This is a genomic window from Klebsiella sp. V115_8 (assembly GCF_029967715.1).
In the GTDB taxonomy this organism is placed as follows: Bacteria; Pseudomonadota; Gammaproteobacteria; order Enterobacterales; family Enterobacteriaceae; genus Klebsiella; species Klebsiella quasipneumoniae.
Genome location: NZ_JASCAR010000029.1, coordinates 89,685 through 109,355 on the forward strand (window position 1 = coordinate 89,685; position 19,671 = coordinate 109,355).

Consider the following 19,671-nt stretch of genomic DNA (forward strand, 5'->3'; position numbering starts at 1 on the left):
ATTTGTCATAGTGATAAATAGTTAACCGCGATCACAGTTACGCGGCGTCATTTTCTGCACCGTCACGCTTATCTGCCGACCGTTCCTTCACCGGAGTTGCTATGACCGCTCGCCGACACCCGTTTTTCACCAGCGCCCGTGGCCGCCTGCTCTCCTTTAATCTGCTGATGGTGGTCGTCACCCTGCTGGTGAGCGGCGTGGCGGTGTTCGGCTTTCACCACGCCAGCCAGCTGCAGGAGCAGGTGCAGCGCCAGACCCTCAACGATATGCGCGGCAGTATGGATCTGGCGCGGGACACGGCGAATGTCGCCACGGCGGCGGTGCGCCTGTCGCAGGTGGTGGGCGCGCTGGAGTACAAAAGCGAAGCGGAACGGCTGCTGGCGACGCAGCAGGCGCTGAAGCACTCGCTGGCCCAGCTGGCGGCGGCCCCGCTGGCGCAGCAGGAGCAGGCGCTGGTGGCCAGTATTATTCGCCGCAGCAACGCGCTGCAGCAGAGCGTGGCGGAGATGCTGGAGCGCGGCCAGCGCCGCCATCTGCAGCGCAATGCGCTGCTGAGTTCGCTTTACCAGAATCAGAGCAACCTGCGCCATCTCGCCGATCTTAACGATCGCGGCGGGGAGCGGGCGATCGATCCTCGCCGGCTGGCCGAGATGGACCGGCTGATCGTCGCCGCGATCCATACCGTCACGCCGCGGTCGATCGTCCTGCAGCTCGACCAGCTGCGCGGCGACCTGCCGGCCCATAGCGCCGATCCCGCGCTGGCGTTTGTTCTCCCCGACGTCACCCGGGAGCTGGCGAAGCTGGCCCCGCTGTCGGCCCAGCTGGAGGAGAGCGACCTGACGATCAGCTGGTACATGTACCACATCAAAGCGCTGGTCGCGCTGCTTAACGACGACATCAATCAGTACGTGAGCCGGGTGGCGGAAGCCTCCGAACAGCGGGCGGCGCAGAGCCATCGGGAGCTGCGCTCCATCAGCATGTTTATTCTGCTTTCCGCGCTGCTGGCGCTGGCGATCACCGGCTGCGCCGGGTGGTACATCTACCGTAACCTGGGCTCTAACCTGACCGCTATCTCGCGGGCGATGTCGCGGCTGGCTCAGGGAGAGCCGAACGTCTCGGTGCCGGCCCTGCAGCGGCGCGACGAGCTGGGCGAACTGGCGCGCGCCTTTAACGTTTTCGCCCGCAATACGGCGTCGCTGGAGCACACCACCCGGCTGCTGAAAGAGAAGACCACCCAGATGGAGATCGATCGGATTAAGCGCCAGGAGCTGGAGGAGGCGCTGCTGCACAGCCAGAAGATGAAGGCCGTCGGCCAGCTGACCGGCGGCCTGGCGCATGATTTTAACAACCTGCTGGCGGTGATCATCGGCAGCCTTGAGCTGGTGGAGCCGAATGCGCAGGATGCGCCGCGCCTCACCAGGGCGCTGAAGGCGGCGGAACGCGGGGCGCTTCTGACCCAGCGGCTGCTGGCCTTTTCGCGCAAGCAGGCGCTGCATCCCCAGGCGGTGGCGATGGCGCCGCTGCTGGAGAACCTCAGCGAGCTGATGCGCCACTCCCTGCCGGCGACCTTGAGCCTGGAGATTGAGGCGCAGTCGCCGGCATGGCCGGCATGGATAGACGTCGGCCAGCTGGAAAACGCCCTGATCAACCTGGTGATGAACGCCCGCGACGCCATGGCCGGGCGCACGGGCGTCATTAAAATTCGCACCTGGAATCAGCGGGTCACTCGCAGCAGCGGCCAGCGGCAGGATATGGTGGCCCTGGAGGTGATCGATCACGGCAGCGGCATGTCGCAGGCGGTGAAAGCCCGGGTGTTTGAACCCTTCTTCACCACCAAAGCCACCGGCAGCGGCAGCGGCCTGGGGCTGTCGATGGTGTATGGCTTTGTGCGCCAGTCGGGCGGCCGGGTGGCGCTGGAGAGCGCGCCGGGGCAGGGGACGACGGTGCGGCTGCAGCTGCCCCGGGCGATGACCGAGGTCGTGAAGGCGGTGGCGCCGGTGGAAGACGAACCCATCCCGGCGGGAGAGCGGCTGGCGCTGGTGCTGGAGGATGAAGAGGATGTTCGCCAGACGCTGTGCGAGCAGCTGCATCAGCTGGGCTGGTTGACGCTGGAAACCGCCAGCGGGGAAGAGGCGCTGCAGCTGCTGGAGGCCTCGCCGGATATCGCCCTGTTGATCAGCGATTTGATGCTGCCCGGCGCGCTGAGCGGCGCCGATGTGATCCATACCGCCCGACGCCGCTTTCCGGCGCTGCCGGTACTGCTGATCAGCGGTCAGGATTTGCGCCCGGCGCAGAACCCGGCCCTGCCGGAGGTGGAGTGGCTGCGTAAGCCCTTTACCCGCGCCCAGCTGGCGCAGGCGCTAAGCGCGGCGTACGCGAGGATTTGAGATTCCTCCGCTACCCGGGCGGCATGCCGTTGATTAAGGTAGCGGCAGGACTCTGATGAGATTGGCCCCGATGAAACGTTACGCAACCGCACTGCTCTTTTGCACTCTGTCGCTGACCAGCCTGGCCGCTCGCGCCGATATTATCGATGACGCGATCGGCAATATTCAGCAAGCCATTAACGACGCCTATAACCCGGGCAGTAGCCGTTCCAGTGACGACGACGACAGAGACAACGACGATGGCCGTTATGATGACGGGCGCTATCAAGGGAGCCGCCAGCAGAGTCGTGACAGCCAGCGTCAGTATGACGATCGGCAACGCCAGCTGGACGATCGCCGCCGTCAGCTGGATGAACGCCAGCGCCAGCTCGATCGCGATCGCCGCCAGTTAGAAAGCGATCAGCGTCGTCTGGACGATGACTATTGATCGCCCCGCTGCAGACCGACGCTTAATCCAGTACTATTTCCATCCCGTCATAGCCCGCTTCGAAACCTTCCGGTAGCGGGTTATCCATCATCCAGACGTCAAACTGATGGCTGATATGGGTGAGGATCACTCGCGGACAGCCTATCGCCTGGTTAAGGGCGCGAACGGTAGTGAAATCGTTGTGGTTACGCGGGGTCTGCGCGCGCGGCTCATGGCTGCAGTCGATGATCATCGCCTGCGGGCGATTGTTGAGTAAAAACTTCAGCGTCTTGTCCGGCAGCCCGGCGGTATCCGAGAGCCAGGCCACCCGACTGTGGGCCGACTCCAGCAGATAACCGAAGGTGAGCTTCGAATGGTTGAGCGGCAGGGGCGTCACCCGCAGGCCCTGCAGCTCAAACACCACAAACGGCGTGACGGTATGGCTGAAGTCGAGCAGGCCGGGGTGCTTGAGCAGATCGTCGCAGCCGGCGTCGTCCGGCGGGCCATAGACCGGGATCGGCCCGCCCACGCCCCAGCGCAGCGGAAACAGCCCCTGCACATGATCCAGGTGATAGTGGGTTAGCAGCACTTGCTGAAAGCTGCCGGCGGGATGATGTTCCATCAGATCCGGCCTGCCGGCGTCCAGCAGCGTCACTGCGCTGTTGAACGTCACCACCCCGCTGCAGGGGCGGCGGCGATGGCTTTCCTCACGGCGGGCGCGGCGGCAGGCCGCGCAATCGCAGCCGAAGACCGGCACCAGCTGAGCGCCGCCGGTGCCGGTTAAGCGGAGGGTCAGGCTCATCGTGTCACCTTGTGTTTATACCAGCGGATCCGCTTCGCGCACCGCGTGGCTGCGCAGCAGGCGGAAAAATTCATCGACCGATTGTCGGAGACTGCCGTCGTTATTCAGCGTCAGGCAATCGTCCGGCTTATAGCGCGCGGCGCGATCCAGACGCTGGGCGATGTCCACCGCATTTTCCCGGCCGCGCTGCTCCAGCCGCTGGCGCAGCACCGGCGGCGAGACGGCGAGACAGATCGGCACCAGCACCTCGCCGTAGCGTTCCCGCGCCAGCGCCAGATGGGCGCGGGAGCCATTGGCCACCACGTCGAAGCCGGCGTGCAGCCAGAGGTCGATCTCCACGCCAATGCCATAGTAAGTATGGTTGGCGTGCCAGCTGAGGGCAAAGAGATGCTGCTCGGCGCGGGTAAAAAATTCATGTTCGCTGAGGGCGATATGGTTTTCGTTACCGGCGTTAAAGGGCCGGGTAATGTAACGATGCGCCACCAGCAGCTGCGGGTGCTCGCGCTGGCGCAGCGCCGCCAGCAGGCTGTCTTTACCGGAGCCGGAGGGCCCCACCAGCCAAATCAGTTTCCCCGGCATTAAAAGACCCTCCTTCCCTGGCGCCAGACATGGTCGATGTGGACATGCTCGCCGCGACGGTGCGCCAGCACCAGGTCGGCGCGTTTCCCCTCGGCGATGACGCCGCGATCGTCAAGGCCCAGCGCCTGCGCCGGATGTTTGCTGACCAGACGGATCGCCTGCGCCAGGGTGAAGGCGTTATCCTCGGCGTCGGCGATGCGGAATGCGGCATCCAGCAGGCTGGCGGGGTAGTAGTCGGAAGAGAGAATGTCGAGCAAACCATGGTTCGCCAGCTGGTGGGCGGCGACGTTGCCGGAGTGGGAACCGCCGCGCACGATATTCGGCGCCCCCATCAGGACGTGCATCCCGTGCTGACGTGAAGCCTGCGCCGCGGCCAGGGTGGTAGGAAACTCGGCGATCACGCTACCCAACTGGTGGGATTCAGCCACATGCGCCTCGGTGGCGTCGTCGTGGCTGGCGAGGGCGATACGGCGGGCGCGGCACATGGCGGCAATGGTCTGGCGATTGGGCTGCGACCAGGTGGCGGCCAGGGCCATCTGCTCGGCTTCAAACCGATCCATCTCGTCATGCGTCAGATGGTACTTTCCCTGATAGTAATCGCGGTACTTGCTGCGATCGGCATACTGGCGCTGGCCCGGGGAGTGATCCATCAGCGAGACCATGCTCACTGACTCGCGGTCAATGAGCTTTTCAAACAGCGGCAGCGTGGTGTGATGCGGCAGCTCGCAGCGCAGGTGCAGGCGGTGCTCGGCGCGGTTGAGGCCGCGCTTTTGCGTCTCTTCCACCGCATTGACCATCTTCTCCAGATTCTCAAGGCGATCGCCGCCATCGCGCACATCGCCAATCGCCACGGCGTCGAGCACGGTGGTGATACCGCTGGCGACCATCATTGCATCGTGGCTGCTCATCGCCGAGTGGGCCGGCCAGTCCACCTTCGGTCGCGGGGTAAAGAATTTGTCGAGGTTATCGGTATGCAGTTCGATAAGGCCCGGCAGCAGCCAGCCGCCTTCGCCATCCAGCGCCTGCGGCAGCCGGCTCTGGCTTTCCGCGAAGGCGAGAATGCGACCGCCCTGGACTTCCAGCGAACCGTGTACCACGTCGTCGTCGAGAACCAGTTTTACGTTATTGATAATCATGCTGTCATTCCCATGGGGTGCAGCCGGTCGGCGACCTGGCGGCGTACCCCTTCGTCATGGAAAATCCCGACGATGGCCGCGCCGCGCGCTTTGGCATCGTGGATCAGGTCGACCACGGCAGCACTGTTTTTGGTATCCAGTGAGGCGGTGGGTTCATCGAGGAGCAGGATCGGATAGTCGACCGCAAAACCGCGGGCGATATTGACCCGCTGCTGTTCGCCGCCGGAAAAGGTCGACGGCGCAAGATGCCACAGACGTTCGGGAACGTTGAGGCGGGTCAGCAGCTGGGCGGCTTTGGCGGCGCTCGCTTCACGCGGCGTCCCGAGGTCGAGCAGCGGCTGCATCACCACCTCCAGCGCCGAAATGCGCGGGATCACCCGCAGAAACTGGCTGACCCAGCCGATGGTGGTTTGACGCACTTCCAGCACCTTGCGCGGCGTGGCGGTGACCAGATCGACCCATTCGTCGCCGTGGCGGATATGAATATGGCCGCTGTCCGGCAGATAGTTGGCGTACAGCGAGCGCAGCAGGGTCGATTTGCCGCTGCCGGAGTGGCCATGGAGCACCACGCACTCCCCGGCGTTAACGGTCAGCGAGGCGTCGGCCAGCACCGGCAGACGCACGCCGTGCTGCTGGTGCAGAACAAAGGTTTTATGAATGTTTTCAACGCGGATCATGTTAGCCCTCACGGGGTTGAGTTGCCGGGTGGCGCTTCGCTGACCCGGCCTACGAATAACGCATCTGCAGGCCGGGTCAGGCGCAGCCGCCGCCCGGCAAAACAGCGTCAGTTCTGCAATACCGACGACACCAACAGCTGGGTGTAAGGGTGATGCGGATCGTCGAGCACCCGGTCGGTTAAGCCACTCTCCACCACCTGGCCCTGCTTCATCACCAGCAGTCGGTTCGCCAGCAGGCGGGCGACGCCGAGATCGTGGGTGACAATCACTACCGCCAGATTCAGCTCCACCGCCAGGCTGCGCAGCAGGTCAAGTAGCCGCGCCTGCACGGACACATCCAGCCCGCCGGTGGGTTCATCCATAAACACCAGCTTCGGCTGGGTGACGAGATTGCGGGCGATCTGCAGACGCTGCTGCATGCCGCCGGAAAAGGTGGTGGGCAGGTCGTCGATGCGCGAGGGCGGGATCTCCACTTCCTGCAGCCACTTTTCGGCGGTGGCGCGAATGTTGCCGTAGTGGCGGGCGCCGGTGGCCATCAGCCGTTCGCCGATGTTGCCCCCGGCGGAGACCTGGCGACGCAGGCCGTCCATCGGGTGCTGATGCACCACCCCCCATTCGGTGCGCAGCAGGCGGCGGCGTTCGGCTTCGCTCATGGCGTACAGCGAGCGCTGCTGGTACAGCACCTCGCCCCGCTGCGGCGTCAGGCGGGCGGAAATCGCCTTCAGCAGGGTGGTTTTACCGGATCCGGACTCCCCAACGATGCCGAGCACTTCCCCCGGCCACAGTTCGAAGGAGACGTTGCGGAAGCCTTTATCCGGGGCATAGAGATGGGTCAGGTGATTGACGGCAAGTAACGGCTGGCTCATTTTTTCTGCCCCTCGCTCTGCTGGCGGCAATAGTCGGTATCGGAGCAGACAAACATCCGCTGGCCGCTGTCATCCAGCACCACTTCGTCGAGGTAGCTGTGGCGCGAGCCGCAGATGGCGCAAGGCTCATCCCACTCCTGGACGGTAAACGGATGGTCGTCGAAATCGAGACTTTCCACCGGGGTATAGGGCGGCACGGCGTAGATCCGCTTTTCGCGCCCGGCGCCGAACAGCTGCAGCGCCGGCATCATGTGCATTTTCGGGTTATCGAATTTCGGGATCGGCGAGGGGTCCATCACGTAGCGGCCATTGACCTTCACCGGGTAGGCGTAGGTCGTGGCGATATGGCCGAAGCGGGCGATATCTTCATACAGTTTCACCTGCATCACGCCGTACTCTTCCAGGGCGTGCATAGTGCGGGTTTCGGTTTCGCGCGGCTCGATAAAGCGCAGCGGCTCCGGGATCGGCACCTGATAGATCAGGATCTGATCCTCCACCAGCGGCGTCTCCGGGATGCGGTGGCGGGTCTGGATCAGGGTGGCGTCTTCAGTGCGCTCAGTGGTGGCGACGCCGGTCACGCGCTTAAAGAACTGGCGGATCGACACCGCGTTGGTGGTGTCATCGGCGCCCTGGTCAATCACCTTCAGCACGTCGTTCTCGCCGATGACGCTGGCGGTCAGCTGGATGCCGCCAGTGCCCCAGCCGTAGGGCATCGGCATTTCGCGACCGCCAAACGGCACCTGATAGCCGGGAATGGCTACCGCTTTGAGAATAGCCCGGCGGATCATGCGCTTGGTTTGCTCGTCGAGATAAGCAAAGTTATAGCCAGTCAGTGGGTTAGCCACGTTCGTTCTCCCGTTGCAGGCGTTTCAGCAGCGCCAGTTCGGCCTGGAAATCGACATAGTGCGGTAGCTTCAGATGCGAGACGAAGCCGGCGGCTTCAACGTTATCGGCGTGGGCCAGCACAAACTCTTCATCCTGGGCGGGACCGGCAATCTCTTCGTCATAGTCCGCCGCCTGCAGGGCGCGGTCGACGAGGGCCATGGCCATCGCTTTGCGCTCGCTCATGCCGAAGGTCAGACCGTAGCCGCGGGTGAAGTGCGGCGGTTCATCCTGCGGGGCGACGAAGCCGTTGACCATTTCGCATTCGGTCAGCAGCAGCTCGCCAATATTGACGCTAAAGCCCAGCTCTTCCGGGACAATCTCCACCTGCACGTAGCCGCTGCGGATCTCGCCGGCAAACGGATGGTTGCGGCCATAGCCGCGCTGAGTCGAATAGGCCAGCGCCAGCAGGTAGCCTTCATCGCCGCGCATCAGCTGCTGCAGGCGCGAAGAACGCGAGCAGGGGTAGACCGGCGGGGTGCGGGTGATATCGTCGGGCGGTGTGCCGCGATCTTCCTCGGCCTTCGCCAGCCCCTGCTGCGTGAGCAGGCTGAAAACATGCGGCGAGGTCGGCGCTTCGCTATCGGCTTTCGGCACAGACGGCGCGTCGCCGTTCGCCAGCAGGGTAAAATCGAGCAGGCGGTGGGTGTAGTCGTAGGTAGGGCCCAGCAGCTGACCGCCGGGGATATCTTTGTACACTGCCGAGATGCGGCGTTCGAGACGCATTCCGGCGGTGTCGATCGGTTCGCTAACCGCCAGCCGCGGCAGGGTGGTGCGGTAGGCGCGCAGCAGGAAGATCGCTTCGACGTTATCGCCGCTGGCCTGCTTGAGCGCCAGCGCCGCCAGTTCGCGGTCGGCGATGCCGCCCTCGGTCATCACCCGGTCCACCGCCAGATTGAGCTGGTCGCTTATCTGGTCAACGCTCAGTTCGGGAAGCCGTCCATCGCCCCGTCGTTTCTGTTCCTGTAAGGCGTGAGCGGCGCGGATCGCCTTCTCGCCGCCCTTGACGGCAACGTACATTTAGCAAACCTCCACGTGGGTGGTGCGCGGGATCGCCAGCAGGCGCTCGCCGCAGGTGAGGATCAGGTCAATGCCCAGCGGGAACGGGTGCGGGCGCTCCGTCAGTTCGTCAATGATGCAGTCCGGCAGCTGAGGGGCGATCATTCGCTCTTCGGCAATGCCTGCCCCGGTCAGGCGCAGCATGCGCCCGCCGCTCAGGCTGGCGAGCTGGACGATCAGCGTGACGCCGGTCTCCGGGGCGGTGACGGTGCCCGCGGAGAGGACGTTGAGCTGCTCGGCGCTGATGCCGTCATTGGCGACCGCAAAGACCGCCTGCTGCGGCTGGTCCACCAGCGGCGCGCCGGTATGGAAGCGCAGATTCTGTCCCACCAGATCGTTATGCAGGGCGCTGGCGAGCCAGACCGGCGTTTCGTGATCGGCAAGGGTCAACAGCAGGCTGGTGGAGGCGACGTTCAGCGGCTGCCAGCCGTGCTGCAACTGCTGCAGGGAGACAATCACCCCCGGCTCGCTCATCGCTTTCAGCAGGCGACGAAAACTGTGTTGGGCATCCTGCACAGCCAGGGTAAAAGCGGGTTGTAAGGTCATGCGTTATCTCCGCGAACCAGGGTAAAGAAGTCGACCCGGCTGGCGTTGACTTCGGCGCGTCGGGCTTCAATGCGCGCGCTGCGTAGCGCTTCCAGCGGGGTTATCAGGGTTTCCATTAAATTGTGAAAATGGCGGGGCGACTGCAGCAGGGCGTCGATGGCCGCGCAGCGTTCGGCGTGCGGGCGGTCACGGCCTAAGATCCAGCTGTAGCCGAGCGTACCATCGGCCAGACGTACCGCCGCCCGGGTGAGCGTGGCGTCGCCGGCGAAGAAACGGTCGCCGATACCGCCCATCCGGGCCTGAAGCTGCACCAGGCCTGTCTCGGGAGAGCGGATCAGCTCATACTCCGGCGCCAGCTGCAGGGCGTGCATGCGTGCCAGAAGATCTTGCGGTTCACTGTGGGCCAGCACGGACATCCAGCGCTGGCGGGTGGCGGTATCGAAGTGCATTCAGTGCTCCATGGTGAATTCAATCATGTCGGCGCGGGTCAGGCTGACGGAGTATTCGGTGACGGCCTGCTCGCCCTGGCGGCTGTTGAGGGTGCGCACGCAGAGCAGCGGCGCCATATTGGAGATCTCCAGCAGCTTGCTCTCTTTCGCCTGCGCGCGACGGGCGCTGATTTTGGTGCGCACCCGGGTCAGTTCGACGTCAAGCCGATCGCGGAGCAGGTTGTGCAGCGAGCCGTGGCTGAAGGTCTGCAACACCGGCCAGAAGCGCAGGTCGGCAAAGTAGTGGTCAATCAGGCACAGGGCGACGCCATTGACCCGGCGCAGGGTGCGCAGGTGGATGACATTCTCGCCCTCGCTAATGCCAAAGGCCTCGGCAACGTGCGCGCTGGCGGGGCGCAGTACCGACAGCAGTTTTTCGCTGGTGGGATCGCTGCCTTGTTCCAGCAGGTTCTGGCTGAACCGCGCCTGGGCATTGAGCGGGTAATCGATCGGCCGCATCAGCACCAGCACGCCGACGCCCTGACGGCGTTGTACCCAGCCGCGCTCAACCAACTGGTCGATAGCCCGACGCAGGGTATGGCGGTTTACATCGAAGCGCGTCGCCAGCTGCTGCTCGGCGGGCAGATAGTCGCCGCAGCGATAGTGGTGGCGCAGCTCCTGCTCAAGCCGGGCGGCGATTTCCTGATAGCGCGTGGGATAACTGGTCGGATGTCTGGACAGGTGCATGGTCATCAAGCCTCACACAGCATAGGCGAGGAGCCTCCTCGCGTTGTGAGCCGATCCTGACCGGTTTATGTTGCAGTTCTGTTAAGTGATGATGACTAAAGGATGAAGAGTTAATGCCAGATGGATGACAGGGCGGCCAGGCCGCCCTGGCGGAGTCAGCCTTGTTTGACTACGTTGATCATCCATGGGATGCCAAAGCGATCGACGACTTTACCGAAGCCGTGGGCCCAGAAGGTTTCCTGCCAGGCCATCTCAATGCGCCCGCCGACCGCCAGCGCGTCGAACCAGCGCTGGCCTTCAGCGACATCGTTGGGATCGAGGACGAGGGTGAAGCCGGCGTAATGCACATCGGGCCCGAAGGCGCTGTCGCTTAGCATCAGCTCGCCGTTGCCGATGCGCAGGCTGGCGTGGGCGATGGCGTCATCCGCCATCTTCTGGCCAGACGGGCAGCCGTCAGAGGCTTCCTGCGCCGAAGGCGGCATTTCGCCAAAGGTCATTTTAAACATCAGCTCGGCGCCCAGCGTCTGCTGATAGAAGGCGATCGCCTCGGCGCAGTTGCCCGCAAAGGCAAGGTAGGGACTTAAGGACATGGTGAATACCTCAGTGACCGTAACCCGTAAAGCGTAGTCGCCCACAGCGGGATTGAGCCAGACGGCAGCGCGAAAATGGGGCGGGAATAGTGCTGCAGGCGGCAGCGTAAATAGCGGCGGCTGGCGGGATAAATAACCGGATGCGCAGGGAGGCGAAGGGCAGTGAGGATATCGGGAGCGGCGACGGCGATAGGGGAAAATAATCGCGTCGCCTGCCCGGAAATAAATCAGTTCTTTTTGACGAATTCAGATTTCAGCTTCATCGGGCCAAAACCGTCAATTTTGCAGTCAATATTGTGATCGCCTTCGACCAGGCGGATATTCTTCACTTTGGTGCCGATTTTCAGCATCGAAGAGCTGCCTTTAACCTTCAGATCTTTCACTACCGTGACGCTGTCGCCATCGGCCAGTAAATTGCCATTGGCATCTTTAACGATCAGAACGTCGTTTTCTTCCGTGGCTTCGGCAGGGTTCCACTCATGGGCGCATTCCGGGCAGATGTACATGCCGTTGTCTTCATAAGTGTAAGTCGAATCGCATTTTGGGCAGTGTGGCAGTTGCATGACGTTCCTCGTGATGTCGTCGAAAAACAGGACGTTGGTCCTTTAAACAGCGGCTGAGAGCCGAAAGTGGCTATGATTATAGCGCAATCACCCACTTTTGTCGGGTGTTTTTTTGCTAAAAAATAGCCAGGGCGCTATTCCGGGAAGAACCGAATAATTGCTGAAATTAACCGCCGGCGATGGAACAATATCGACGAAATAATTTCCGGGCAAACGGCAGGAAATGAACTTATTTATTTTCTGGGACTCTGTAATTAGGCGGTAAATTTATGTGAAGTTGATCGCAGATATAAACACTGTTAGGGTAAAAAAGGGGAGCAGGTCAATTTCATCAATTATGACGATGAGCCGCTCCATTTATTCACCAGTAGCCACAGCAGGCGTCAACAGGTTCGGTTGTACATTCTGTCAGCAGACAGTGCAGGCAAACCTGCTACGCTTGAAATGAGGAGCACAGCAATTCACCGCTCCTGACGCACGTTGCGAATGGCTTTGCCATTCGGCGAAGAGACGTGCATTCAAGGCGGAGTAGCAGAGGAAAAATATGCTTAAAAGGAAAAAAATAAAGCCCATCACCCTTAAGGATGTGACCATCATCGACGATGGTAAACTGAAAAAGGCGATCACCGCGGCCTCTCTGGGCAACGCGATGGAGTGGTTCGATTTCGGCGTCTACGGCTTTGTGGCCTACGCCTTAGGTAAAGTCTTCTTCCCCGATGCCAACCCAAGCGTGCAGATGATTGCCGCACTCGGTACCTTCTCCGTTCCATTTTTAATTCGTCCGCTGGGCGGCCTGTTCTTCGGGATGCTGGGCGATAAATACGGTCGGCAGAAAATTCTCGCGATAACTATCGTGATCATGTCGATAAGTACTTTCTGTATCGGCCTTATTCCTTCGTATGCCACGATAGGTATCTGGGCGCCGATCCTGCTGCTGCTGTGTAAAATGGCGCAAGGCTTCTCGGTCGGTGGTGAATATACCGGGGCGTCGATCTTCGTCGCGGAATACTCCCCTGACCGTAAACGCGGGTTTATGGGCAGCTGGCTGGACTTTGGCTCCATCGCCGGGTTTGTGATGGGGGCCGGCGTGGTGGTCCTGATCTCCAGCGTAGTGGGGGAACAAAACTTCCTTGAGTGGGGTTGGCGTATCCCGTTCTTCCTGGCGCTGCCGCTAGGCATCATCGGCCTCTATCTGCGCCATGCGCTGGAAGAGACCCCGGCGTTCCAGCAGCATGTGGACACCATGGAGCAGGGCGACCGTGAAGGTCTGCAGGACGGGCCGAAGGTCTCTTTTAAAGAGATTGCCACTAAGCACTGGCGCAGCCTGCTGACCTGTATCGGTCTGGTGATTTCCACCAACGTGACCTACTACATGCTGCTGACCTACATGCCGAGCTACCTGTCGCATAACCTGCACTACTCGGAAGACCATGGGGTGCTGATCATCATCGCTATCATGGTCGGGATGCTGTTTGTACAGCCGGTTATCGGTATGCTTAGCGACCGTTTCGGCCGTCGCCCGTTTATCCTGATTGGTAGCGTGGCGCTGTTTGCCCTGTCGATCCCGGCCTTCATTATGATCAACAGCAACGTGACGAGCCTGATCTTCGCCGGTCTGCTGCTGCTGGCGGTGGTGCTGAACTGCTTTATCGGGGTGATGGCCTCCTCGCTGCCGGCGATGTTCCCGACGCACATCCGCTTCAGCGCCCTGGCCAGCGCCTTTAACATCTCGGTGCTGATTGCTGGTCTGACGCCAACCCTGGCGGCGTGGCTGGTGGAAACCACTCAGAACCTGATGATGCCGGCATACTACCTGATGGTAATCGCGGTGGTGGGTATGGCGACGGGCCTGTCGATGAAAGAGACGGCTAACCGTCCGCTGAAAGGGGCGACCCCGGCGGCGTCGGATATTCAGGAAGCGAAAGAAATCCTTGGCGAGCACTACGATAACATCGAACAAAAAATCGAAGATATCGATCAGGAGATCGCCGATCTGCAGGCAAAACGGTCGCGTCTGGTGCAGCAGCATCCGCGTATCAACGACTAACTGTTTTCACTGCTAATCATGCCGCCTGGGGAAACCCCGGCGGCATTTTTTATGCCTCCGGCAAGGCCAGACCGTGACGACGCTGTTGGCTAAGTTTACGGTACTGCTGCGGCGGCATCCCCACGTAGCGGGTAAAGGTGCTGTAGAAGCGGCTGCTGGAGCGGAAACCGGCGGTGAGGGCGATATCCAGGATGGTCTTGTCGGTATCGCTCAGCAGCGCCCGCACGTGATTGATGCGCATGGCGGTAATGTACTGCTTCATGGTTTGCTGCATCACTCGCTGGAATACCCCCATCGCATAGTTCGGGTTGAGCTTAACGTGCTCGGCGACGGCATTGACGGTCAGCGCCTGGTCGTAGTGGGCGGCGATAAACTCCAGCATCTGGCTGACATAAAACTGCGCATGGCGCGAGACGCTGTTCTTATGGGTGCGCGAGGTTTTGTTGACCAGAATCGGCTGCCAGCCGGCGAGGCTCAGCCGCTTCAGCATCAGGGCGATTTCATCGATCGCCAGCTGGCGAATCTGTTCATTGTCGTGGTTCAGCTCCTGCTGCCAGCGGCGCACCTCGAAGGCGCTCAGCTGCTGGGCGGCGAGGGATTTAATCACCATCCCGTGAGTGACGTGGTTGATCAGCTCCCGGTCCAGCGGCCATGAGAGAAACAGATGCATCGGCAGGTTAAAGATCGCCATCTGCTGGCAATCCCCCGGGCGGGTCAACTGATGCGGCGTACAGGCCCAGAACAGGGTGATATAGCCTTTCTCTATGCGCACTACTTCGTTATTAATCAAATATTCCACGTCGCCATCGAACGGCACGTTGACCTCCACCTGGCCATGCCAGTGGCTGGTAGGCATGGCGTGCGGCGGGCGCAGCTCGATATCCATACGCTGATACTCAGAGTAGAGCGCCAGCGGGCTGCGGCTCTGCTTTTCATCGCTGCTGCACATAAAGGGATCGGGGGGCAGGGAGGTGAAGCGGTATTCCATCGTTAGCGTATTCCTGAATTGTCAGAGTGGCTGCATTTTTCGCCAGAACTGACGACAGCTTAGCGGAAGAATCGGCCCATTTTCTCTCCTTTTTGCGCAATCTGTTCCCGAAAACTCAGATTTTGTGGCGCTTAATGGCCGATCTGAGCTTTCGGGAATGCTCCGGTGGGAACAGGGCAGCGCAACGCTGAACGGCGTGCCACTCTGCAAGGGTTCAATGACCAGATGGAGAGAGCGTAATGACCGCCCCAAAAATTACCTTTATCGGCGCCGGTTCGACGGTGTTCGTTAAAAATATTCTCGGTGATGTTTTCCAGCGCCCGGCGCTGAAATCGGCGCATGTCGCGCTGATGGATATCGATGACACCCGGCTGGAAGAGTCGCATACCGTGGTGCGCAAGCTGATGGATTCCGTCGGCGCGAAGGGCGAAATCAGCTGCCATCGCGATCGCAAAACCGCCCTGCAGGGCGCTGATTTCGTTGTGGTCGCCTTCCAGATTGGCGGCTATGAGCCCTGTACCGTCACCGATTTTGAGGTCTGTAAACGCCATGGCCTGGAGCAGACCATCGCCGATACGCTGGGTCCGGGGGGCATTATGCGCGCCCTGCGCACCATACCTCACCTGTGGGCTATCTGCGACGACATGACCGAGGTCTGCCCGGACGCCACCCTGCTTAACTACGTCAACCCAATGGCGATGAACACCTGGGCCATGTACGCCCGCTACCCGCATATTAAACAGGTTGGCCTGTGCCACTCGGTGCAGGGAACGGCGGAAGAACTGGCGCGCGATCTTGACCTCAACCCGGCGGATTTACGCTACCGCTGCGCCGGGATTAACCATATGGCGTTCTATCTCTCGCTGGAGAAAAAGCTCGCCGACGGCAGCTATGTCAGCCTCTATCCCGACCTGCTGCAGGCCTACGCCGATGGGCGCGCGCCGAAGCCTAACCTGCACGGTAACCCGCGCTGCGAAAACATCGTCCGCTATGAGATGTTCAAAAAGCTCGGCTACTTTGTGACCGAGTCATCGGAGCATTTTGCCGAATACACGCCATGGTTTATCAAGCCGGGCCGCGAGGACCTTATCGCCCGCTATAAAGTGCCGCTGGATGAATACCCGAAACGCTGCGTCGAGCAACTGGCCAACTGGCATCAGGAGCTGGAGAGCTATCAGCGCGGCGAGCGCATCGAGGTGAAGCCATCCCGTGAGTATGCCAGCACCATCATGAACGCCATCTGGACCGGCGAGCCAAGCGTGGTGTATGGCAACGTACGCAATGACGGCCTTATCGACAACCTGCCGCAGGGCTGCTGCGTGGAAGTGGCTTGCCTGGTGGACGCCAACGGCATTCAGCCGACCAAAGTGGGCGCGCTGCCGGCGTATCTGGCGGCGCTGATGCAGACCAACATCAACGTGCAGACGCTGCTCACGGAGGCGATCCTCACCGAAAATCGCGATTACGTCTATTACGCCACGATGATGGATCCGCACACCGCCGCGGTGCTGGGGATCGAAGAGATCTACGCGCTGGTGGACGATCTGATCGCCAGCCACGGCGACTGGCTGCCGTCCTGGCTGCATCGTTAATTTTCTCATGCCGCCGGGGGCAACGACCCGGCGGCGTCCTGCATGCTCTATCAAACACTGAAGGAGGCGCTGGCGACAGCGACCTGTACCCTATGAGTATTTCAATGACAACAAAGCTCAGCTACGGATTTGGTGCCTTTGGTAAAGATTTCGCTATCGGTATCGTCTACATGTACCTGATGTATTACTACACCGATATTGTTGGACTGTCGGTTGGGGTGGTCGGCACCTTGTTTCTGGTGGCGCGGATCCTCGATGCGATAGCCGATCCGATCATGGGTTGGATCGTCAACTGTACGCGATCGCGATGGGGGAAATTCAAACCGTGGATCCTGATTGGCACGATAACCAACTCGGTGGTGCTGTATATGCTGTTCAGCGCCCATCACTTCTCCGGCGGGGCGCTGCTGGCATGGGTGTGGCTGACCTACCTGCTGTGGGGGTTCACCTACACCATCATGGATGTGCCGTTCTGGTCGCTGGTGCCGACCATTACCCTTGATAAACGCGAACGTGAACAGCTGGTGCCGTATCCACGCTTTTTCGCCAGCCTGGCGGGATTCGTCACTGCCGGCGTCACGCTGCCGTTTGTCAGCGCCGTGGGCGGCGCCGACCGCGGTTTCGGTTTCCAGATGTTCACCCTGGTGTTGATCGCCTTCTTCGTGGTTTCCACCCTCGTCACGCTGCGTAACGTCCACGAGGTTTACTCCTCGGATAGCGGCGTGAGCGAGGATGCCAGCCATCTCTCACTGCGCCAGATGGTGGCGCTGATCTATAAAAACGATCAGCTGGCCTGCCTGTTGGGCATGGCGCTGGCCTATAACACGGCGGCGAATATTATCGCTGGCTTTGCGATTTACTACTTTACCTACGTGATTGGCAGCGCGGAGATGTTCCCGTATTACATGTCCTACGCCGGCGCGGCGAACCTGCTGACGTTGGTGCTGTTTCCGCGGCTGGTGAAAGGGCTGTCGCGGCGCATTCTGTGGGCGGGCGCTTCGATCATGCCGGTGCTGGGCTGCGGCGTGCTGTTGCTGATGGCGCTGAGCGGGGTCTACAACGTCGCGCTGATTTCGCTGGCCGGCGTGCTGTTGAATATCGGCACCGCGCTGTTCTGGGTGCTGCAGGTTATTATGGTGGCCGATACCGTCGACTACGGCGAATATACGATGAACATCCGCTGCGAAAGTATCGCCTATTCGGTGCAGACGCTGGTGGTGAAAGCGGGCTCGGCGTTCGCGGCCTGGTTTATCGCCATCGTGCTCGGTATCATCGGTTATGTGCCGAATGTGGCCCAGTCGTCCCAGACGCTGCTGGGGATGCAGGCGATTATGATTGCGCTGCCGACGCTCTTTTTTGCCCTGACGCTGTTTCTCTATTTCCGCTATTACAAGCTCAACGGCGATATGCTGCGTCGCATTCAGATTCACCTGCTGGATAAATATCGTCGGGTACCGGAAAATGTGGCTGAGCCGGAACGGCCCATTGTGGTACCCAACCAGGTGTAAAAAGCGTTCGAAAACAGCTGACGAAAGAGGGGAGGGATACTCTCTTTTTTGGACAAAAATGAGCGTTGAAAGCGGATGAAAAGAGAAAACGTATTTCTCTAATTTGTCTCAAAATGTTCTCTATCTAGGTTCATGAAGTTGTTATTTGCTCCAATTGTTCTCAATTAAAACTCGGAATTGTCTCTTTTTCGTGCTCTTGCGCTGCTTTTTAACTCTTGCTACTCTTTTGGTTGTTACATTTTTCTCTTATTTGTCTCAGTGATGGAGCAATGCGATGCGCATTTTTATCGATGATGGTTCAACCAATATCAAAATGCTGTGGGAGCAAGATGGCGAAACTTTCACCCATATCAGCCCCAATAGTTTTAAACGCGGCTGGTCTGCCACCTTCGGTTCCGGGAAGCCCTTTAACTACACCGTGGATGATGAAAAGTACTCATTCGACCTGATCACTCCCGATGCGCTCCCGACCAATAATATTGACTGGCAGTACAGCCCGTTGAACTCCATCGCTGTCCATCACGCGCTGCTGACCAGCGGTCTTGAGCCACAGGACGTCGAAATAGTTGTGACGCTGCCGCTGACTGAATTTTATGACGAGGATGCGCAATATCGCCTCGACAACATTGAGCGTAAGAAAAAGAGCCTGCTGCGCGAAGTTAAGCTGAATAAAGGCGTGGTGTTCAACATCACCAAAGTCACCGTGCGCCCGGAATCGATTCCGGCGGGCATTAGCCTGTGCGATGAACTCAAGCCCTCCCATTCGGTGTTGATTATCGACCTCGGCGGCACCACGCTCGATATTTCGATGGTCGCCGGGCAGATGACCTCGGTTTCGCGCATTTACGGCGACCCGAAGCTGGGCGTATCGCTGGTGACCGACGCCGTTAAGCTGGCGCTGGCGCGGGCGAATACCGATACCTCAAGCTATAACGTCGACCAGATCATTATCAATCGCCATGACGAAGCGTACCTGACCGATAACATCAACGATCCGGATGCGGTTTCTGAGGTGAAAAAGGTGATCACTAACAGCATCGAACGTCTGACCACCCGCGTCCTGACGGCTATCGATAGCTTTAAAGGCTACTCGCATGCCATCGTGATTGGCGGCGGCGCGCCGCTGGTTGCCGATGCCATTCGTGAACGTATGGGCCTGCGTGAGGACCGTTTCGTGGTGGCTGAAGAGCCGCAGTTCGCCCTGGTGCGTGGTCTGAAAATTATTGGCTAAGGAGCGTCTATGACTCTGGAACGCAGAAAAGTGCTGATTTACCTGCGCCCGGATATCAGCGCCAGCGAGCGCTTCGCGGACGCAAAAATTGAGGCCCACCATCGCGGCGACCGCGGCGATATGTCGCGCACGGCGCTGCTGGCGGGGCTGGCGTTAGGGGAAGTCGATAGCCGCTTGCCGTCGATGCTGGCGGCGCTGCTGGCGGAAGACACGAAACCGGAAACGCTGCGCAAGATGCTGGCCTCGTTCCTTGAGATCCAGCCGGCCTCTTCCGCCCCGACAGCCGCACCAGCGGCCGCCCCGGCTAAGGCGCCGGAGCCGCCCGCGCCGGTCAGCGAGAGCGTTTCGGCGCGCAACCTCGCCGGTTCGCTGCCGGACTAAGCGCTATTCGCGGTTTGCGCTATCCGGGAAACTCCCCGGCTTGCGCTGCGCTTAGCCGGGCTACTGTTTACACTGTCCGGTAGCCCGGGTAAGGCGTAACGCCGCGACTGGGAAATTCCCCGGCTTGCGCTGTGCTTAGTTTGTAGGCCGGGTAAGGCGTAGCCGCCACCCGGCATACTGGCGGCTCCCTGGCTGTGGCCATGCCCGGCGGCGCTACGCTTGCGCGGGCCTACGGATCCAGTGCAATGGTGGGCCT

The 19,671-nt window shown here is 60.6% G+C and carries 20 protein-coding genes; 7 read left to right on the forward strand and 13 right to left on the reverse strand.

Annotated features, from left to right (window positions below; translation table 11 throughout):
- Window positions 1-101 precede the first annotated feature (101 nt).
- Window positions 102-2,387 (forward strand): ATP-binding protein, encoded by a 2,286-nt coding sequence (locus QLG03_RS12635; RefSeq protein WP_255989502.1) that lies wholly within the window; start codon window positions 102-104, stop codon window positions 2,385-2,387.
- A gap of 70 nt (window positions 2,388-2,457) precedes the next feature.
- Window positions 2,458-2,814, forward strand: a complete 357-nt coding sequence (gene yjdP / locus QLG03_RS12640) for a DDRRRQL repeat protein YjdP (protein WP_032429059.1) — start codon at window positions 2,458-2,460, stop codon at window positions 2,812-2,814.
- Between the two features lie 22 nt (window positions 2,815-2,836).
- Here yjdP and phnP read toward each other — a convergent pair whose 3' ends face one another.
- From phnP to QLG03_RS12700, 12 genes are all read right to left on the reverse strand, one after another.
- Window positions 2,837-3,595: a phosphonate metabolism protein PhnP gene (gene phnP / locus QLG03_RS12645; RefSeq protein WP_023291662.1), complete on the reverse strand. Its 759-nt coding sequence runs from the start codon at window positions 3,593-3,595 to the stop codon at window positions 2,837-2,839.
- A gap of 15 nt (window positions 3,596-3,610) precedes the next feature.
- Complete coding sequence (gene phnN, locus QLG03_RS12650; RefSeq protein ID WP_004206368.1) at window positions 3,611-4,174, reverse strand: ribose 1,5-bisphosphokinase; 564 nt, start codon at window positions 4,172-4,174, stop codon at window positions 3,611-3,613.
- On the reverse strand, window positions 4,174-5,310 hold the full coding sequence (gene phnM / locus QLG03_RS12655; RefSeq protein WP_117145842.1) for an alpha-D-ribose 1-methylphosphonate 5-triphosphate diphosphatase: 1,137 nt from the start codon (window positions 5,308-5,310) through the stop codon (window positions 4,174-4,176). Before phnM ends, phnN begins: the two co-directional genes overlap by 1 nt.
- Window positions 5,307-5,987, reverse strand: a complete 681-nt coding sequence (gene phnL, locus QLG03_RS12660; RefSeq protein WP_060589936.1) for a phosphonate C-P lyase system protein PhnL — start codon at window positions 5,985-5,987, stop codon at window positions 5,307-5,309. Before phnL ends, phnM begins: the two co-directional genes overlap by 4 nt.
- Window positions 5,988-6,094: 107 nt before the next feature.
- A complete protein-coding gene (gene phnK, locus QLG03_RS12665) occupies window positions 6,095-6,853 on the reverse strand; it encodes a phosphonate C-P lyase system protein PhnK (RefSeq protein WP_255989497.1) in 759 nt (252 codons plus the stop codon).
- On the reverse strand, window positions 6,850-7,698 hold the full coding sequence (locus QLG03_RS12670) for an alpha-D-ribose 1-methylphosphonate 5-phosphate C-P-lyase PhnJ (protein ID WP_002885202.1): 849 nt from the start codon (window positions 7,696-7,698) through the stop codon (window positions 6,850-6,852). The genes phnK and QLG03_RS12670 overlap by 4 nt, the downstream gene beginning before the upstream one ends.
- Complete coding sequence (locus tag QLG03_RS12675; RefSeq protein ID WP_023291667.1) at window positions 7,691-8,755, reverse strand: carbon-phosphorus lyase complex subunit PhnI; 1,065 nt, start codon at window positions 8,753-8,755, stop codon at window positions 7,691-7,693. The genes QLG03_RS12670 and QLG03_RS12675 overlap by 8 nt, the downstream gene beginning before the upstream one ends.
- Window positions 8,756-9,340 carry a phosphonate C-P lyase system protein PhnH gene (phnH, locus tag QLG03_RS12680; protein ID WP_008807244.1) on the reverse strand — a complete coding sequence of 195 codons (585 nt, stop codon included), beginning with the start codon at window positions 9,338-9,340 and terminating at the stop codon, window positions 8,756-8,758. It lies immediately after the preceding gene.
- Window positions 9,337-9,789, reverse strand: coding sequence for a phosphonate C-P lyase system protein PhnG (gene phnG, locus QLG03_RS12685; protein ID WP_032454588.1), 453 nt, complete (start codon window positions 9,787-9,789; stop codon window positions 9,337-9,339). Before phnG ends, phnH begins: the two co-directional genes overlap by 4 nt.
- Entirely contained in the window at window positions 9,790-10,515 is a 726-nt protein-coding gene (phnF, locus tag QLG03_RS12690; protein WP_180264082.1) for a phosphonate metabolism transcriptional regulator PhnF, read from the reverse strand.
- 155 nt (window positions 10,516-10,670) lie between these two features.
- Window positions 10,671-11,105, reverse strand: a complete 435-nt coding sequence (gene yjdN, locus QLG03_RS12695; RefSeq protein ID WP_255989495.1) for a VOC family metalloprotein YjdN — start codon at window positions 11,103-11,105, stop codon at window positions 10,671-10,673.
- A 227-nt stretch (window positions 11,106-11,332) separates the two neighbouring features.
- Window positions 11,333-11,668: a zinc ribbon domain-containing protein YjdM gene (locus tag QLG03_RS12700; protein ID WP_023291672.1), complete on the reverse strand. Its 336-nt coding sequence runs from the start codon at window positions 11,666-11,668 to the stop codon at window positions 11,333-11,335.
- Window positions 11,669-12,212: 544 nt separating this feature from the next.
- On the opposite strand from QLG03_RS12700, the gene proP reads away from it, so the two are divergent.
- A complete protein-coding gene (proP, locus tag QLG03_RS12705) occupies window positions 12,213-13,715 on the forward strand; it encodes a glycine betaine/L-proline transporter ProP (protein ID WP_023291673.1) in 1,503 nt (500 codons plus the stop codon).
- A gap of 49 nt (window positions 13,716-13,764) precedes the next feature.
- Here proP and melR read toward each other — a convergent pair whose 3' ends face one another.
- Window positions 13,765-14,703, reverse strand: coding sequence for a transcriptional regulator MelR (gene melR / locus QLG03_RS12710; protein ID WP_004206385.1), 939 nt, complete (start codon window positions 14,701-14,703; stop codon window positions 13,765-13,767).
- 239 nt (window positions 14,704-14,942) lie between these two features.
- On the opposite strand from melR, the gene QLG03_RS12715 reads away from it, so the two are divergent.
- The 4 genes from QLG03_RS12715 (at window position 14,943) to QLG03_RS12730 (ending at window position 19,415) form a co-directional block, all read left to right on the forward strand.
- Entirely contained in the window at window positions 14,943-16,295 is a 1,353-nt protein-coding gene (locus QLG03_RS12715) for an alpha-glucosidase/alpha-galactosidase (protein WP_255989494.1), read from the forward strand.
- Window positions 16,296-16,387: 92 nt separating this feature from the next.
- Window positions 16,388-17,803, forward strand: coding sequence for a melibiose:sodium transporter MelB (gene melB / locus QLG03_RS12720; protein ID WP_044525156.1), 1,416 nt, complete (start codon window positions 16,388-16,390; stop codon window positions 17,801-17,803).
- Window positions 17,804-18,077: 274 nt separating this feature from the next.
- On the forward strand, window positions 18,078-19,034 hold the full coding sequence (parM, locus tag QLG03_RS12725; protein ID WP_032454592.1) for a plasmid segregation protein ParM domain-containing protein: 957 nt from the start codon (window positions 18,078-18,080) through the stop codon (window positions 19,032-19,034).
- Window positions 19,035-19,043: 9 nt separating this feature from the next.
- The gene (locus tag QLG03_RS12730) at window positions 19,044-19,415 is read left to right on the forward strand and encodes a plasmid partitioning/stability family protein (RefSeq protein ID WP_017900087.1); all 372 of its coding nucleotides are present in this window, start codon (window positions 19,044-19,046) and stop codon (window positions 19,413-19,415) included.
- Window positions 19,416-19,671 lie beyond the last annotated feature (256 nt).